This window comes from Pseudomonas sp. 22072 (genome assembly GCF_052046095.1).
In the GTDB taxonomy this organism is placed as follows: domain Bacteria; phylum Pseudomonadota; class Gammaproteobacteria; order Pseudomonadales; family Pseudomonadaceae; genus Aquipseudomonas; species Aquipseudomonas paracarnis.
Genome location: NZ_JBQEQE010000005.1, coordinates 105,707 through 122,231, shown reverse-complemented (window position 1 = coordinate 122,231; position 16,525 = coordinate 105,707). Strand labels below are relative to the sequence as shown.

Sequence of the window (16,525 nt, the reverse complement as noted above, 5' to 3'; positions counted from 1 at the left end):
CCTCGGTGTAACAGTTGCACCGAGGCGATGCCATCGCAGGCAAGCCAGCTCCCACACAAGCCCGGCTCCTACAGGACGAACGGTGTTGCTTTTAGTGCTGCAGGATTTTCTCGAGGAAGTGCTGCGCACGCTCGGAGCGGGCGCTGATGTCGCCGAAGAACTCTTCTTTCGGGCAGTCTTCGATGATCTTGCCGGCATCCATGAAGATCACGCGGTCGGCCACTTTGCGCGCAAAGCCCATTTCGTGGGTCACGCACATCATGGTCATGCCTTCGTGGGCCAGTTGCACCATCACGTCGAGCACTTCGTTGACCATTTCCGGGTCCAGCGCCGAGGTCGGTTCGTCGAACAGCATGACGATCGGGTCCATGGCCAGGGCGCGGGCAATCGCCACACGTTGTTGCTGGCCGCCGGAGAGCTGGCCTGGGTGCTTGTGGGCGTGTGCCGACAAGCCCACGCGTTCGAGCAGTTGCAGGCCCTTCTTGGTGGCTTCTTCCTTGCTGCGGCCCAATACCTTGATCTGCGCGATGGTCAGGTTTTCGGTGATGGTCAGGTGCGGAAACAGCTCGAAGTGCTGGAACACCATGCCTACGCGCGAACGCAGTTTTGGCAGGTTGGTCTTCGGGTCGGCGATGGAGGTGCCGTCGACCACGATGTCGCCCTTCTGGAACGGTTCCAGTGCGTTGACGCACTTGATCAGGGTGGATTTGCCCGAGCCGGATGGCCCGCACACCACGATCACTTCGCCTTTTTTAACCTCGGTGCTGCAATCGGTCAGCACCTGGAAGTCGCCATACCACTTGTTGATGTTCTTGATAGAGATCATACGGCAAACCTTTTTTGCAGACGCTTGACCAGCAGCGAGGCGGAAAAGCTGATGATGAAGTAGACGACACCGGCGAAGATCAGGAACTCATTGGAGCGGCCGATGATGTCGCCGTTGGAGCGGGCGGAGTTGAGGAAGTCCACCAGGCCCACGGTGTAGACCAGGGAGGTGTCCTGGAACAGGATGATCGACTGTTGCAGCAGCAACGGCGTCATCTTGCGGAACGCCTGGGGCAGGATGATCAGGCGCATGGTCTGGCCGTAGGTCATGCCCATGGCTTGTGCCGCCGCCATCTGGCCCTTGGGAATCGACTGCACACCGGCTCGTACGATTTCGCAGAAGTACGCGGCCTCGAACATCATGAACGCCACGACGCAGGAGGTGAACGCACCGATCGGCGTGTCTTCGCCGGTGATCCAGCGCAGTACGAACGGCACAGCCAGGTAGAACCAGGTGATCACCAGCAGCAAGGGGATCGAGCGGAAGTAGTTCACGTAGGCGCCGGCCACGCGGGACAGCAGTTTGTTGGACGACAAGCGCATCAGGGCCAGGATGGTCCCGATGATGATGCCGCCGACCACGCCCATGACCATCAGCTTCAAGGTCATGACCATGCCGTTCCACAGGCCTGGAATGGCGGGGATGATGCCGCTGAAATCGAAGTCCATTATTTGCCCCCCACGGAGATCAGGCCGGGCACTGCGACTTTCTTCTCGACCACGCGCATCAGCAGCATCAGGCTCATGTTCAAGGTGAAGTAGATCAGCGTGGCCAGGGTGAAGGCTTCAAACAGGTTGGCCGAGAACTCGGCGGTCTGTTTGGTTTGCGCCAGCAGTTCCATCAAGCCGATCAAGGACGCCACGGAGGAGTTCTTGAACACGTTGAGGAATTCCGAGGTAAGCGGCGGAATGATGATGCGGTAAGCCTGGGGCAGCAGCACGTTCCAGTAGATCTGCGGCAGCTTGAAGCCCATGGCGCGCGCCGCGGATTCCTGGCCGCGTGGCAGCGCCTGGATACCGGTACGCACTTGCTCGCACACACGGGCGGCGGTGAACAGGCCCAGGCACACCACGACGCTCAGGTAGGCCGAGGTGGTCGGGTTCAGGTCTTGTTTGTACCAGTCCTGCAGGTTCTGCGGCAGCATGTCCGGTACCAGGAAGTACCAGATGAACAGCTGAACCAGCAGCGGCACGTTACGAAACAGTTCCACGTAGCAGGTCGCGATGCCCGATACGAGGCGGTTTGGCACAGTGCGCATGACCCCCAGAATGGAGCCCAGCAGCAAGGCGATAATCCATGCCACGACAGCGATGGCGATGGTCCAGCCCAGCCCGGAGAGGTACCAGTCGAGATAAGTCTCGCTGCCCACGCCGGTGGACTTGAAGAACACGCCCCAGTCCCAGTTGTAATTCATTAGGGTCTCCCCTCGAGATCGATCGATGTACAAGCACCCGCTTGGGGAAGATCCGTTCCCGCCTGACGTTGAACGCCAGGCACACACGATCGGCTCGAAAACCGCCAGGTCGAGTGTTCCAAGTTAAAACCAGCAGGTAATTACAGACGCCTGAGGGAGGGTTGGCTCCCTCAGGACATAAGCTTAGTCAGGTATCAGATTTTTACTTCTGGCGCTGGTTTGTCGCTAGGGTTAGCGATCAGCTCCTTGACCTTGTCGCTCATCGGGAAGTTCAGGTTCAGGCCTTTCGGTGGGATCGGGCTTTCGAACCATTTGGCGTAGATCTTGTTGATCTCGCCGGACTTGTACAGGGCGACAATGGCGTCATCCACGGCTTTCTTGAAGTCCGGGTCGCCTTTGCGAACCATGCAAGCGTAGGCTTCGAAGGACTGCGGAGTACCGGTAATGACCCAGTCGTCCGGCTTCTTGGCCTTGGCTTCTTCACCGGCCAGCAGGGCGTCGTCCATCATGAATGCAACGGCGCGGCCGCTTTCGAGCATCTGGAAGGATTCGCCGTGGTCTTTGGCGGAGATAACGTTCATGCCCATCTGCTTGTCGGCGTTCATCGCCTTGATGATGCGCTCGGACGTGGTGCCGGCGGTGGTCACGACGTTTTTGCCTTTCAGGTCGGCAAAGTCAGCGTAGGACGGCTTGCCTTCCTTGTCTTTCTTGACCAGCAGGCGGGTGCCGATTTCGAAGATGTTGACGGTGAAATCAACTTGCTGGGCGCGTTCGGTGTTGTTGGTGGTGGAGCCGCACTCCAGATCCGCGGTGCCGTTCTGGATCAACGGGATACGGGTTTGCGAGGTCACCAGGTTGTACTTGGCTTTGAGGTCGGGTTTGTTCAGGTCTTTTTTCAGTTGCTCGACAACGGCCAACTGGATGTCGTGGGAGTAGCCCACGGGTTTGCCCGAGCCATCCGCGATGTAGGAAAACGGAATGGAGCTGTCGCGGTGAGCAAGAGTGATGGTGCCGGAGTCGTTGATTTTCTTCAGTGTGCCGGTGAGTTCGGCGGCAAAAACTGGAGTGCTGATCAGAGCAGCAGCGATAGCTGCGCCCAGGATATGGGGAACGATGCGCATCAATACTTCCTCGACATTTGTTTTTTTTATGAAGCCAGCTGAACGGCTCTCTTGTAAAGCGACTGCCCGTGACGGCTCCTAAGGCGCCTCAGGCAATCGTTGAAGAGTGTAGAGCATGAGTCGTGCCATACCGAAAACAAAAGGATAACTTCATGATTTATATGGAAATTAACTTTTTGTTTCGGCAGTATTTTCGGTTGGTAGTCCGGCAAACCGAATAGGGCAGAGGTGCGCGTTCGGAAAACCGAATAGTCCGTAGGAGCGAGCGTGCTCGCGAAAAACGCAAAAACGCCGCGTTTATNTCGCGAGCACGCTCGCTCCTACACTGGGGCGGTCAGGCGGCTTCGATCTTGCTGCGGTTCTGCTCGACCTTGGACAAGTAGCGCTGCAGGTTTTCCTGCTCTTGCGGCGTGGTGAACAGGCCAAGCTTGGTACGGCGCCACAGCACGTCCTGCGGTTGTGTTACCCACTCTTCGGCGCACAGGTAGTCGACTTCGCGGGTATAGAGGCCGCCACCCAAGTGGTCACCCAGATCGGCGAGCGATTGCACGCCTTCCAGCAAGCGCCAAGTGCGGCTGCCGTAGGTGGTGGACCAGCGACGGGCGATCTCGCTCGGTACCCAGTCGAACTTGGCGCGGATGGCATCGGCCAGGGCTTCTGGGGTAGTCATGTGTTCGCCACCGGGCAGGCTGGCTGTGGCAGTCCAGCTTGGGCGCATCTGGGTGAAGTACGGCGCCAGTTGGGCCATGGCCGACTCAGCCAGTTTGCGATAGGTGGTCAGCTTGCCACCGAACACCGACAGGATCGGCGCTTCGCCGGTGCCGCCGGACAGCGACAGGGTGTAGTCACGCGTAATAGCCGACGGGTTGTCCGACTCGTCATTGCACAGTGGGCGCACGCCGGAGTAGGTGTGGACGATATCGTCGCGGCTCAGCTGTTTCTTGAAGTGCGCGTTGACCACTTTAAGCATGTAGTCGGTTTCACCTTCGGTGATCGCCACTGCAGCCGGGTCGCCGGTGTATTCGCGGTCGGTGGTGCCGATAATGGTCAGGTGGTTCAGGTACGGAATGGTGAAGACGATGCGTTGGTCTTCGTTTTGCAGAATATGCGCGTGAGCACCCTCGTACAGTCTCGGCACGATCAGGTGGCTGCCCTGGATCAGACGAATGCCGTACGGTGAATCCAGCTTCAGGTCGTCCCGGATGAATTTGGCCACCCATGGGCCGGCGGCATTCACCAGGGCGCGGGCGCGGATCGAGAACAGGCTGCCGTCGGCACGTTCCATGTTCATTTCCCACATGCCGTTGCTGCGCTTGGCGCTGACGCAACGGGTCTGGGTGTGGATGTGCGCGCCTTTCTCGCGGGCAGCCATGGCGTTGAGTACCACCAGGCGGGCGTCGTCGACCCAGCAGTCGGAGTATTCAAAGCCTTTGGTGATTTCGCTTTTCAGCGGGCTGTCGGCACCGAACTTGAGGCTTTTGGAACCCGCGAGCTTTTCGCGCTTGCCCAAGTGGTCATAAAGGAACAGACCAGCACGAATCATCCAGGCCGGGCGCAGGTGCGGGCGGTGCGGCAGTACGAAGCGCATTTGCTTGACGATGTGCGGTGCCTTGGCCAGCAGTACTTCGCGTTCGGCCAATGCTTCACGCACCAGACGGAATTCGTAATGCTCCAGGTAACGCAGTCCACCGTGGATCAGCTTGCTGCTGGCCGATGAGGTGTGGCTGGCCAAGTCATCCTTTTCGCAAAGGAATACCGACAAACCGCGACCGGCTGCGTCTGCTGCAATCCCGACGCCATTGATCCCGCCACCAATTACGGCAACGTCATAGACTTCGGCAAGCGGTGGAGCAGGCAAGGTGGAAGGGTTCATCGGCTGGCCTCGCGATCTTTTCGTCTTGGAATTCGAACATTAATGTTCATTTGCGAAAATGGTAGCTGATAATTGCGGGCACAGCCACCCGACTTCGATTGAAAAAACTCATCGAAGGGTGGGGAAAGGAAGAATTATGAACAAAGGTGAATGTATGGGTGTGAGTGAGGCCGTCATCGCGGGCAAGCCCGGCTCCCACATTTGATCGCATTTCAAACTGTGGGAGTCGGGCTTGCACGCGATGACGCCTGAACCGGCGTTAAACGACTTCCAGCCGCACCTTGTGCTCATTCAGCACTTGCACCAAGGCCGGCACCGGCTGCTGGTCAGTCACCAGGCAGTCCACCAGGCTGATCGGCCCCAGCCGAATCATGGCATTGCGCCCGAATTTGCTGGAGTCCGCCGCCAGGATCACCTGCCGCGCATTGGCGATGATTGCCTGGGAAACCCGCACCTCTTGGTAATCGAAGTCCAGCAGGCTGCCGTCCTCGTCGATCCCGCTGATGCCCACCAGGGCAAAGTCGACCTTGAACTGGTTGATGAAGTCGACACTGGCCTGGCCCACCACGCCACCGTCACGGCGTACATTGCCGCCGGTGAGCAACACATCGAAGTCGTCCTTGGCGCTGAGCATGGTGGCGACGTTGAGGTTGTTGGTGATGATTTTCAGGTGGCTGTGATTGAGCAGCGCACGGGCGATGGATTCGGTGGTGGTGCCGATGTTGATGAACAGCGAGGCATGATCGGGAATCTGCGCGGCGATGGCTTCACCGATGCGTTGCTTCTCGTCGCGCATCTGGTCGGCACGCATGGCGTACGCGGTGTTCTCGACACTGGAGTCATAGGCTGCGCCGCCGTGGTAGCGGCGCAACAGGTTGGCGTCCGCCAGCTGGTTGATATCGCGGCGGATGGTTTGCGGGGTGACAACGAATAGCTGCGCCATTTCCTCGATACTGACGTACCCGCGTTCGCGGACCAGTTCGAGGATTTGTTGTTGGCGGGGAGGCAGATTCATGGGGCGTCCTTTGGGCTGCCATACAAAAGTGGCCCATGATGACGCAGGAATCCGCTCCCTGCCAGTTACAACCTGCCGTAAGCCAGCGCTTGGCTTATTCGGCGCCTTCGTGCGGCTCCCAGTCACGGGTGCGGCTCACAGCTTTTTGCCAGCCGGCGTAGAGTTTCTCTTTGGCCGCCTCGTCCAGCTGTGGCTCGAACTCGCGCTCGATTACCGCCTTGCCGCGCAACTCGTCCAGGCTGCCCCAGAAGCCACACGCCAGGCCCGCCAGGTAGGCTGCGCCGAGGGCGGTGGTCTCGCGCATTTGCGGGCGTTCTACCTGGGTGCCGAGGATGTCGGCCTGGAATTGCATCAGGAAGTTGTTGGCAACCGCGCCGCCGTCCACGCGCAGGGCCTTGAGGCGTTCGCCCGAGTCCTGTTGCATGGCGTCGAGGACGTCGCGGGTCTGGTAGGCAATCGACTCCAGGGCTGCGCGAATAATGTGGTCTACGCGTACGCCACGGGTCAGGCCGAACAGTGCGCCACGGGCATACGGGTCCCAGTAGGGCGCGCCGAGACCGGTGAAAGCGGGTACCAGGTACACGCCGTTGCTGTCCTTGACCTTGCCGGCAAAGTATTCGGTGTCGTGGGCATCGTTGATGATCTTCAGCTCGTCACGTAGCCATTGCACGGTGGAGCCACCGTTGAAGACCGCGCCTTCCAGGGCATAGGCCACCTCACCGCGCGGGCCGCAGGCAATGGTGGTGAGCATGCCGTGCTTGGATTTCACCGCCTTGTCGCCGGTGTTCATCAGCAGGAAGCAGCCGGTGCCGTAGGTGTTCTTGGCCTGGCCCGCTTCCACGCACATCTGGCCAAACAGGGCCGCTTGCTGGTCGCCGGCAATGCCACCGATAGCGATGCCGCTCTTGGTACGGCCATAGATTTCCGACGACGACTTCACTTCAGGGAGCATTTCCCGTGGGATGTCGAGAATCTCCAGCATCTTCGCATCCCACTCCAGGGTGTGGATGTTGAAGAGCATGGTGCGCGACGCGTTGGTGTAGTCGGTGACGTGGGTCTTGCCGCCGGTAAATTTCCAGATCAGCCAGCTGTCGACGGTGCCGAACAGCAGTTCGCCATTGCGCGCACGTTCGCGACTGCCTTCGACGTTGTCGAGGATCCACTTGAGCTTGGTGCCGGAGAAGTATGGGTCGGTCACAAGGCCCGTGGTGTCGCTGATGTATTGCTCATGGCCGTCGCGCTTGAGCTGCTGGCAGATCTCGGTACTGCGGCGGCACTGCCAGACAATAGCGTTATAGATCGGGCGGCCGGTGATCTTGTCCCAGACCACCGTGGTTTCACGCTGGTTGGTGATACCGATGGCGGCCACCTGGTCATGGTGCAGGCCGGCCTGCGCCAGCGCTTCGACCATCACCGCGCTCTGGGTGGCGAAGATTTCCATCGGGTCATGTTCAACCCAGCCAGCCTGCGGGTAATGCTGGACGAATTCACGCTGGGCGGTACACACCACGTTGGCGTCACGATCGAAGATGATCGCCCGGGAACTGGTGGTGCCCTGATCAAGGGCAATGATGTAGTTCTTATTCTGAAGGTCGGTCATGTCAATTGCCTTGGACGAAATAAGGAAGTCAGAAATCAGCCTGGGCCGCGAAGGGCAGGGGACCAGGCTGGCGCTTTCAGGAAATACGAGTCTTGCCGTTGACAGCCGTGTCAGGTGTTTCTTCAGCGATAGCCGGTGCGGCGCTCGGCAGGTGGCGAGCAATCAGCCCGCGATAGGCCGCAGCGCCCAGGCATGCGCCGACAATCGGAGCGAAAATCGGCACCAGGAAATAAGGAATATCGCGACCGCCAGTAAAGGCCATTTCACCCCAACCGGCGAAAAAGGTCATCAGCTTGGGACCGAAATCCCGTGCCGGGTTCATCGCAAAGCCAGTCAACGGACCCATGGCGCTGCCGATTACGGCGATCAGCAAACCGATCAGCAGGGGGGCCAGGGGGCCGCGTGGCAGGCCGTTGTTATCATCGGTCAGAGCCATGATCACGCCCATCAGGATGGCGGTGATGACCATCTCCACCAGGAATGCCTGGGCCGTGCTCAGCAGCGCATGGGGATAGGTGGAGAACACCGACGCCAATTCCAGGCTGGCTTGGGAGCCGCGGACCATGTGGTGAGTTTGTTCGTAATCGAAAAACAGATTGCTGTAGAGCGTGTACACCAGGGCGGCGGAGCAAAAGGCGCCGGCGACCTGGGCAAGAATATAGAAGGGCAGTTTGCGCTTTTCAAAATCGGCAAAGATGCACAGGGCGATACTGACCGCCGGGTTGAGGTGAGCCCCGGAAATACCGGCACTCAGGTAGATCGCCATGCTCACGCCGACCCCCCAGATGATACTGATTTCCCACAAGCCAAAGCTCGCACCCGCGACCTTGAGCGCGGCGACGCATCCTGTACCGAAGAAGATCAGCAGCGCGGTGCCCAGGAATTCGGCCATGCATTGGCTCGAAAGTGAAGGCTGTTGAAGAGCAGTTGTCATGGAAAACCTCAATTGTTGTTCTTGTCTTGCGCACGGCCTCAACGGGCAGTTGCACGATATTCACCACGAGAAGGATCCCCATCCTGGATCGCGGCTTACTGCGGAGTACCAGAGGATTATTCCTACGGTATTCGGAAACGAAAAAATATAGACAAGAATGACCGCTGTCAAAGGTCGAAAGTGAACCATTGGTCATTTCCGAACTATTGGTGTGGTGAATGATCATGGCCAAGGCACGTTGCTTTTGCGGTGATAGGTCTGTGCTAGAGCGTTTTAGGTAGGCTTGGCCTAGAATTGGCCATCAGTTTGCCCGCCCGGAGCCGCTATGACCCCTGCATTGGACCTGTTGAAAAAAGTTCGCGCCGAACATCGTGTGCATAGTTATGAACATGATCCCAAGGCAGCCTCGTATGGGCTGGAGGCCGCGGAAAAATTGAGCCTGGACCCGGCCCAGGTGTTCAAGACGCTGCTGGCGAGCAGTGAGAAGGGTGAATTGTTGGTGGCGGTTGTGCCGGTCGTCGGAAGTCTGGACTTGAAAGCCCTGGCTCATGCTGCGGGTGTGAAGAAAGTCGAAATGGCTGACCCGGCAGCGGCGCAGCGTTCCACGGGTTATCTGTTGGGCGGCATCAGCCCGCTGGGTCAGAAGAAGCGGCTGCGCACGTTTATCGATGAAACGGCGCAACCCTTTGCAACGATTTTTGTCAGCGCGGGCAGAAGAGGATTGGAAGTTGAATTGCCAGCGGCGGTGTTGGCTGAACACACCCAGGCCAAATTCGCACCGATCGGGCGGGCCTGATATTCATTCTTTGAAGTCTATGAGGATCAAATGTGGGAGCTGGCTTGCCTGCGATAGCATCAACGNAACAGATAACCCGAGTTGTCTGCATCGCAGGCAAGCCAGCTCCTACCTTCCGACCCGGTTTTATCAGTGAGCGACGCTGTGGCGGCGCACGCCTGACTCAACAGCAGGAATTTGCGCCGCTGTGCTGCCGGATGCCTGGAACACCACCAAATGCTCAGCCGCCACACGAATCCCCACCTCTGCGCCCACTTGGTGATCGGCATGGCTGGGGAAAATCGACTCCAGCTGAGCGCCGGTCGGCAGCTGTAACCGGTACAGCGTTGAGGCGCCGAGGAAGGTCTTGCCGACGATCCGGGCTTTCAACGCGCTGTCCGGCGCATACACGATATCGTCCGGGCGCAGCAGCACGTCCACCGCAGCGCCGGTCGGCAAGGTGTAGGCACGGTTGCCGCGCAGGTCGCCCAGTTCAGTGCTGACCGATTCGGGCGAGTTCAGCCGACCACGGATGAAATACCCTTGGCCGATGAAACTGGCGACGTAAGGCGTCTGCGGTTCGTGATAGAGGTTGTAGGGCGTGTCCCACTGCTCAAGGCGGCCTTCCTTGAAGACCCCGACGTGATCGCTGACGGCGAAGGCCTCTTCCTGATCATGGGTTACCAGGATCGCGCTGGTGCCGCGAGCCTTGAGGATGTCGCGCACTTCATGGCTGAGCTTGCGGCGCAGTTCGCCATCGAGGTTGGAAAAGGGTTCATCCAGCAACAGCAGTTGCGGCTCCGGCGCCAGGGCCCGGGCGAGAGCGACGCGTTGTTGCTGACCACCGGAAAGCTCATGGGGGAAGCGCTTGCCCAGGTTCTTCAAGTTGACCAGTTCCAGCAACTCGGCAACTACGCGCTCTTTTTGCGGGTGCTTGCGAATGCCAAAGGCGATGTTGTCAGCCACGCTCAGGTGCGGGAACAACGCGTAGTCCTGGAACACCATGCCGATACGACGTTTTTCCGGGGCGAGGGTGAAACCGGCACGGGAGATGACTTCGCCCGCCAGGCTGATTTCGCCTTCATGCACCGGCTCAAAGCCAGCAATCGCGCGCAGGGTAGTGGTCTTGCCACACCCTGAAGAGCCGAGCAGGCAACCGATATCGCCGGCGTTGAGGTGCAGGTTGAGGTTCTGCACGACGCGCTGGTCTTGATAGCCGCATGCCAGATTGCGCAGGTTCAGCAGTAATGACTGGCTCATGCGTGGTGGTACGACGGTGGTACGAGGAATTCGAGCAAGGCTTTTTGCGCATGCAGGCGGTTCTCGGCCTGATCCCACGCGACTGAGCGCGAATCGTCGAGCAGGTCCTGGCTGATTTCTTCGCCCCGGTGGGCGGGCAGGCAGTGCATGAACAGCACGTCTGGCGCGGCCAGGTCGAGCAACGCACGGGTCACCTGGAACGGCGCGAACTGGGCCAGGCGCTTGGCGGTTTCGTCTTCCTGGCCCATGGAGGTCCAGACGTCGGTGCTGACCAGGTGCGCGCCGACCACTGCGTCTTTCGGATCGCGCAGCAGTTGCACACGGCCATCGGCCTTGGCCATGAACTCGGCGCTGGGCTCGTAGCCTTCAGGGCAGGCGATGCGCAGGTGGAAGTCGAACTGGATCGCCGCTTCTATATAGCTGTTGCACATGTTGTTGCCATCGCCGATCCAGGCCACGGTCTTGCCTTGGATCGAGCCACGGTGCTCGAGGAAGGTTTGCATGTCGGCCAGCAACTGGCAGGGGTGCAGGTCATCGGACAGGCCGTTGATCACGGGCACACGGGAGTTGGCGGCAAATTCGGTCAAGGTGCTGTGGGCGAAGGTACGGATCATCACGGCATCGAGCATGCGCGACATCACGATGGCGCAATCGCTGATCGGCTCACCACGGCCCAGTTGGGTGTCGCGCGGTGACAGGAAGATGGCCTGGCCACCCAGCTGGATCATGCCGGCTTCGAACGACAGGCGTGTGCGGGTCGAGGACTTTTCGAAAATCATCCCGAGTACCCGGTTTTTCAACGGCTCAAACAGTACACCGCGGTTACGCAGGTCTTTAAGCTCAATGCCTCGACGGATCACGCTGACCAGCTCTTCGGGCGTGCAATCCATCAGGGAGAGAAAGTGCCTTGCGCTCATCATTAACTACCTTTTGCAACAGACCGCAGATACTCAAAGCCTTGTTTATTGCGACAACGGGCGAGACCTGCGGCGAAAGCCGCACGGGGCGACGAAATAGGGGAAGACGCGATATTGACATTAAATGTCGCGTTTTACCAATAGGGCTACGGCTTTAGGGGTGTTCAAGCAGGGCGCTGGCGCGCGTTTGAAGACGATTTCCTGACAGCAGCGAGCCATTTGTACACTGGCGTCCAGGCCTTTTGCAATGCGCGGGGGCGGCTTGGGCCAGGTCGCGTCGGTTTCAGCGCCTGCTGACAAGGTTTCTGAAACATTTGCTCATGTTTAGCCATGCCCTGGCCTATGCCCGTCGATTCACAACGCGAAGGTTGCTGGCGCGCCAAGTGGTCGCGGCCCATAGTTGAGTCAAAGCCCCTATAAAAGAGACTGGCCATGACCAAGACTCTCCACCACCGTGCCTGCCACCTGTGCGAAGCCATCTGCGGCCTCACCCTGGAAACCACCCAAGCCGAAGACGGTAGCCTGACGATCACCTCGATCAAGGGCGACCCTCTGGACAGTTTCAGTCGCGGCCACATCTGCCCCAAGGCCGTGGCCCTGCAGGACATCCAGAATGACCCAGACCGCCTGCACCAACCCATGCGGCGGGTGGGCAGCGAATGGCAGCCGATTGCCTGGGATGAAGCCTTTGCCCTGGTGGCCGAGCGGCTTGCGGGTATCCAGGCGCGGCATGGGCAGAACGCGGTGGCGGTGTATCAGGGCAACCCAAGCGTGCATAACTATGGGTTGATGACCCACAGCAACTACTTTCTAGGGCTGTTGAAGACGCGCAATCGTTTTTCCGCGACCTCGGTAGACCAACTGCCTCATCACCTCACCAGTCACCTGATGTACGGCCACGGCCTGTTGTTGCCCATACCCGATATCGACCAGACCGACTTCATGTTGATCCTCGGCGGCAACCCGCTGGCTTCCAATGGCAGCATCATGACCGTGCCCGATGTGGAGAAACGCCTCAAGGCCATCCAGGCGCGGGGCGGAAAAGTGGTGGTGGTCGACCCTCGGCGCAGCGAGACGGCAGCCATCGCGGACCAGCACGTGTTCGTACGCCCCGGCGGCGATGCGGCATTGTTGTTTGGGGTGCTCAACACTTTGTTCTCCGAAGGGCTGACACGCGACAGCCATTTGCCGGTGCAAGGCCTGGATGATGTACGCAAGGCGATTGCCAGCTTCGATGCCGAGGCTATGAGCCGCCAGTGTGCGGTGCCTGCCGAGCAGATTCGCCAGTTGGCCAGGGACTTCGCCGGCGCTGACAAGGCCGTTTGTTATGGCCGCATGGGGGTCTCGACCCAAGCGTTTGGCACGCTGTGCCATTGGCTGGTGCAACTGATCAACCTGGTGACCGGCAACCTGGACCGTGTCGGCGGCGCGCTCTGCACCAGCCCTGCGGTGGACCTGGTGGCCTCCACCAGCGGCGGCCATTTCAACCGCTGGCAGAGCCGCGTGTCCGGGCGGCCGGAGTACGGCGGAGAACTGCCGGTGTCAGCCCTGGCCGAAGAAATGCTGACCGAGGGTGAAGGGCAGATCCGCGCCCTGGTGACGGTGGCCGGCAACCCGGTACTGTCCACGCCTAACGGCCGCCAATTGGAACAAGCCCTGGACGGGTTGGAGTTCATGGTCAGCATCGACCTGTATATCAACGAGACCACGCGTTATGCCGACCTGATCCTGCCGTCCACCTCGGCGCTGGAAAACGATCACTACGACACCACCTTCAATCTGTTCGCGGTACGCAATGTCACACGCTTCAATCGCGCCATCCTGCCCAAGCCTGAGGGTGCGTTGCATGACTGGGAGATCTTTGTCGGCCTGGCCAAGGCGTTTGCGGCGCACACTGGCGCGGTGCTCAAGCCCACCCTGCCACCGGCACAGATGATCGACTTTGGCCTGCGTGCGGGTGCCTATGGTGACGCATCCAGTCATAAACTGTCGGTGGCCATGCTGGCGGATCATCCCCATGGCGTCGACCTGGGGCCGCTCAAGCCCAACCTCGTGGCACGTTTGAAAACCGCGGATGGCAAGGTGCAAGCGGCACCGGCCGTGATCCTGGCAGACCTGGCGCGTTTCGCCGCGCAGCCGGTGCCGGTGGCCGACGAACTGCTATTGATTGGCAGGCGGCATGTGCGCAGCAATAATTCCTGGATGCATAACTATCACCGACTGGTGAAGGGTAAGCCACGCCATCAACTACTGATGCACCCCGATGATCTGGCTAGCCGTCAGTTGAGCGATGGCCAGCGGGTGCGGGTGAGTTCGCGTATCGGTATGGTCGAGGTGGAAGTAGCGGCCAGCACGGACATGATGCCGGGTGTGGTCAGCCTGCCTCACGGCTGGGGCCACGGTCGTCCGGGCGTGCAGATGAGCATCGCGAGCAGCCAGCCGGGGGCGAGTGCCAATGACTTGACCGACGAGCGGCAATTGGACGAGTTGTCGGGTAATGCGGCGCTCAACGGCGTACCGGTGAAGGTGGCGGCGGCCTGAGCATCCTGCTGGATTTTTGCGTTACAATGCGCCACCGTGCCGACCCGTGAGTCGCAAAGTTCCTGCAGAGGTGTTCCATGGATATCATCGAAACGATCAAAGAGCAGATTGCCAACAACACCATTCTGCTTTACATGAAGGGCGCACCTAACGCGCCTCAGTGCGGTTTCTCCGCAAAAGCGTCCCAGGCTGTGATGGCATGTGGCGAGAAGTTCGCTTACGTGGATATCCTGCAAAACCCTGAAATCCGCGCCAACCTGCCAAAGTACGCCAACTGGCCGACTTTCCCGCAGTTGTGGGTAGCCGGTGAGCTGGTTGGCGGTAGCGACATCATCACTGAAATGGCAGCTGATGGCTCGCTGCAAGCGCTGATCAAAGACGCAGCGCAAAAAGCAGCAGTCAAGACTGACGCCTAATTGGCGAGCAATAAAAAGCCCCGCTTCTCTGGTGAGAGCGGGGCTTTTTTGTGCCTGAACGCTACGGGTTATTCACCCATCTGCGATTGCAGGTAATTCTCCAGGCTGACCTTGTCGATCAGGCCCAACTGGGTTTCAAGCCAGTCGATATGCTCTTCCTGATCTTCCAGGATATCTTCCAACAGTTCACGGCTGCCGAAATCGCCCTTGGTTTCGCAGTGAGCGATACCAGCCTTCAGGTCGCTGTGGCTCTTGCGCTCAAAGCCCAGGTCGCTGCTGATCATTTCCTGGGTGTGCTCGCCGATGTTCAGCTTGCCCAGGTCCTGCACGTTCGGCAGGCCTTCCAGGAACAGGATGCGCTTGATCAGCGCGTCGGCGTCCTTCATGGCCTTGATCGATTCTTTGTATTCACGCTTGCCGAGCTTTTCCAGGCCCCAGTCATCGTACATGCGCGCATGCAGGAAGTACTGATTGATCGCGACCAGTTCATTGGCAAGGATTTTGTTGAGTTGCTGGATGACTGAGATGTCGCCTTTCATGACTGGGGTCCTGCCCTGTAATAGCTGTGTATAGGGCGGAGTCTGAGCGGTGAAAATCCTAGTGTCAAACCTAAGTTATTGAATAATAAATGAAAATTAATCGGAATAAGAATGTTTGTGTTCCGCGTCTTGGCGCTAACTAATTGAATTACAGGCATAAAAAAACCGGACACAAGGTCCGGCTCTTTAAAACATGCCTATCAGGCGTGTGTAAATTCTGTCGAGTAGGGGAGTGCGGCCTGGGCTGTTTGCAGCTGCGTCAGGGTTTCCCGTACCACTTGCTTGGCCAGGCAAGCACATTTGCCGCACTGGCTGGCAACGCCGGTGGTTTCACGCACTTCTTTGTAGCTGCAGCAACCTTCATAGATTGCTTCGCGGATTTGTCCGTCGGTGACGCCAGTGCAGAGGCAGACATACATAAGTGAGAACCGTCGCGGGTTTATGGCTTAAGTGCGATGGATCTTAATGTTAACGAGAATGATTGTCAAAATAGTTTCAGCAGCAATCCGGGGGGAATTGCCCGTGCGCTGACGAACGGTTTTTTCGGTGTATGATGGTCGGTCTTCACGAAGCGTGATTGCGTCATATTTCTGTCTGTTTCCACAGGCAGACTCGACCGGTCCTTTTACTTCAATCGTCACCCCTATATCAGGAGATATCCAATGAGCGTACTCGTCGGTAAACAAGCCCCGGATTTCGACGTACCAGCCGTCCTCGGCAATGGCGAAATCGTAGACAGCTTCAAGCTGTCTGAAGCCATCAAAGGCAAATACGGCCTGGTGTTCTTCTACCCGCTGGACTTCACCTTCGTCTGCCCTTCAGAGCTGATCGCCCTGGACCACCGCATGGACGATTTCAAAGCGCGCAATGTTGAAGTGGTCGCGGTTTCCATCGACTCCCATTTCACCCACAACGCCTGGCGCAACACCGCCATCAACGACGGCGGCATCGGCAAAGTCAAATACACCATGGCTGCCGACATGAAGCACGACATCGCCAAGGCCTACGACGTTGAGTCCGAAGGCGGCGTGGCGTTCCGTGGCGCGTTCCTGATCGACGACAAGGGCGTTGTGCGCTCGCAGATCATCAACGACCTGCCGCTGGGCCGTAACATGGAAGAGCTGATCCGCCTGGTCGACGCGCTGCAATTCCACGAAGAGCACGGCGAAGTCTGCCCTGCCAACTGGAAAAAAGGCGACAAAGGCATGAACGCTTCGCCTGAAGGCGTAGCGGCTTACCTGACCGAGAACGCTGGCAAGCTGTAAGCCAACGTCACGGTACAAAAAAAACCGGC

At 58.9% G+C, this 16,525-nt stretch carries 16 protein-coding genes; 4 read left to right on the top strand and 12 right to left on the bottom strand.

What is annotated here, in order from left to right; genetic code table 11:
• Positions 1 to 91: 91 nt before the first annotated feature.
• The 8 genes from ACTJLA_RS07285 to ACTJLA_RS07250 form a co-directional block, all read right to left on the bottom strand.
• The gene (locus ACTJLA_RS07285) at positions 92 to 826 is read right to left on the bottom strand and encodes an amino acid ABC transporter ATP-binding protein (RefSeq protein ID WP_007916729.1); all 735 of its coding nucleotides are present in this window, start codon (positions 824 to 826) and stop codon (positions 92 to 94) included.
• Complete coding sequence (locus tag ACTJLA_RS07280) at positions 823 to 1,494, bottom strand: amino acid ABC transporter permease (RefSeq protein ID WP_003188954.1); 672 nt, start codon at positions 1,492 to 1,494, stop codon at positions 823 to 825. Before ACTJLA_RS07280 ends, ACTJLA_RS07285 begins: the two co-directional genes overlap by 4 nt.
• Positions 1,494 to 2,240 (bottom strand): amino acid ABC transporter permease, encoded by a 747-nt coding sequence (locus ACTJLA_RS07275; protein ID WP_014717132.1) that lies wholly within the window; start codon positions 2,238 to 2,240, stop codon positions 1,494 to 1,496. The genes ACTJLA_RS07280 and ACTJLA_RS07275 overlap by 1 nt, the downstream gene beginning before the upstream one ends.
• A gap of 194 nt (positions 2,241 to 2,434) precedes the next feature.
• Positions 2,435 to 3,361, bottom strand: a complete 927-nt coding sequence (locus tag ACTJLA_RS07270; RefSeq protein WP_003188957.1) for a glutamate/aspartate ABC transporter substrate-binding protein — start codon at positions 3,359 to 3,361, stop codon at positions 2,435 to 2,437.
• A 334-nt stretch (positions 3,362 to 3,695) separates the two neighbouring features.
• Complete coding sequence (gene glpD / locus ACTJLA_RS07265) at positions 3,696 to 5,234, bottom strand: glycerol-3-phosphate dehydrogenase (protein ID WP_034126461.1); 1,539 nt, start codon at positions 5,232 to 5,234, stop codon at positions 3,696 to 3,698.
• Positions 5,235 to 5,493: 259 nt separating this feature from the next.
• A complete protein-coding gene (locus ACTJLA_RS07260) occupies positions 5,494 to 6,249 on the bottom strand; it encodes a DeoR/GlpR family transcriptional regulator (RefSeq protein ID WP_003188962.1) in 756 nt (251 codons plus the stop codon).
• A gap of 94 nt (positions 6,250 to 6,343) precedes the next feature.
• Positions 6,344 to 7,849, bottom strand: a complete 1,506-nt coding sequence (gene glpK / locus ACTJLA_RS07255; RefSeq protein ID WP_032893327.1) for a glycerol kinase GlpK — start codon at positions 7,847 to 7,849, stop codon at positions 6,344 to 6,346.
• A 76-nt stretch (positions 7,850 to 7,925) separates the two neighbouring features.
• Positions 7,926 to 8,783 (bottom strand): MIP/aquaporin family protein, encoded by an 858-nt coding sequence (locus ACTJLA_RS07250; protein WP_014717136.1) that lies wholly within the window; start codon positions 8,781 to 8,783, stop codon positions 7,926 to 7,928.
• Positions 8,784 to 9,108: 325 nt separating this feature from the next.
• On the opposite strand from ACTJLA_RS07250, the gene ybaK reads away from it, so the two are divergent.
• Complete coding sequence (ybaK, locus tag ACTJLA_RS07245) at positions 9,109 to 9,579, top strand: Cys-tRNA(Pro) deacylase (protein ID WP_014717137.1); 471 nt, start codon at positions 9,109 to 9,111, stop codon at positions 9,577 to 9,579.
• 129 nt (positions 9,580 to 9,708) lie between these two features.
• On the opposite strand, the gene ACTJLA_RS07240 is transcribed toward ybaK, so the two are convergent.
• Positions 9,709 to 10,818, bottom strand: coding sequence for an ABC transporter ATP-binding protein (locus ACTJLA_RS07240; protein ID WP_034126462.1), 1,110 nt, complete (start codon positions 10,816 to 10,818; stop codon positions 9,709 to 9,711).
• Positions 10,815 to 11,735, bottom strand: a complete 921-nt coding sequence (gene argF, locus ACTJLA_RS07235; RefSeq protein ID WP_034126463.1) for an ornithine carbamoyltransferase — start codon at positions 11,733 to 11,735, stop codon at positions 10,815 to 10,817. Before argF ends, ACTJLA_RS07240 begins: the two co-directional genes overlap by 4 nt.
• A 432-nt stretch (positions 11,736 to 12,167) precedes the next feature.
• Between argF and ACTJLA_RS07230 the strand changes: the two genes are divergently transcribed.
• Together ACTJLA_RS07230 and grxD are read left to right on the top strand one after the other, a co-directional pair.
• Positions 12,168 to 14,276, top strand: a complete 2,109-nt coding sequence (locus ACTJLA_RS07230) for a molybdopterin oxidoreductase family protein (RefSeq protein ID WP_294164264.1) — start codon at positions 12,168 to 12,170, stop codon at positions 14,274 to 14,276.
• A 77-nt stretch (positions 14,277 to 14,353) separates the two neighbouring features.
• The gene (gene grxD / locus ACTJLA_RS07225; RefSeq protein ID WP_054898038.1) at positions 14,354 to 14,692 is read left to right on the top strand and encodes a Grx4 family monothiol glutaredoxin; all 339 of its coding nucleotides are present in this window, start codon (positions 14,354 to 14,356) and stop codon (positions 14,690 to 14,692) included.
• A gap of 68 nt (positions 14,693 to 14,760) precedes the next feature.
• Here grxD and bfr read toward each other — a convergent pair whose 3' ends face one another.
• Together bfr and ACTJLA_RS07215 are read right to left on the bottom strand one after the other, a co-directional pair.
• Positions 14,761 to 15,231, bottom strand: a complete 471-nt coding sequence (gene bfr / locus ACTJLA_RS07220; RefSeq protein ID WP_054898039.1) for a bacterioferritin — start codon at positions 15,229 to 15,231, stop codon at positions 14,761 to 14,763.
• A gap of 200 nt (positions 15,232 to 15,431) precedes the next feature.
• A complete protein-coding gene (locus ACTJLA_RS07215; RefSeq protein WP_017526354.1) occupies positions 15,432 to 15,650 on the bottom strand; it encodes a bacterioferritin-associated ferredoxin in 219 nt (72 codons plus the stop codon).
• Between the two features lie 243 nt (positions 15,651 to 15,893).
• Between ACTJLA_RS07215 and ACTJLA_RS07210 the strand changes: the two genes are divergently transcribed.
• Complete coding sequence (locus tag ACTJLA_RS07210; RefSeq protein ID WP_003172097.1) at positions 15,894 to 16,496, top strand: peroxiredoxin; 603 nt, start codon at positions 15,894 to 15,896, stop codon at positions 16,494 to 16,496.
• Positions 16,497 to 16,525 lie beyond the last annotated feature (29 nt).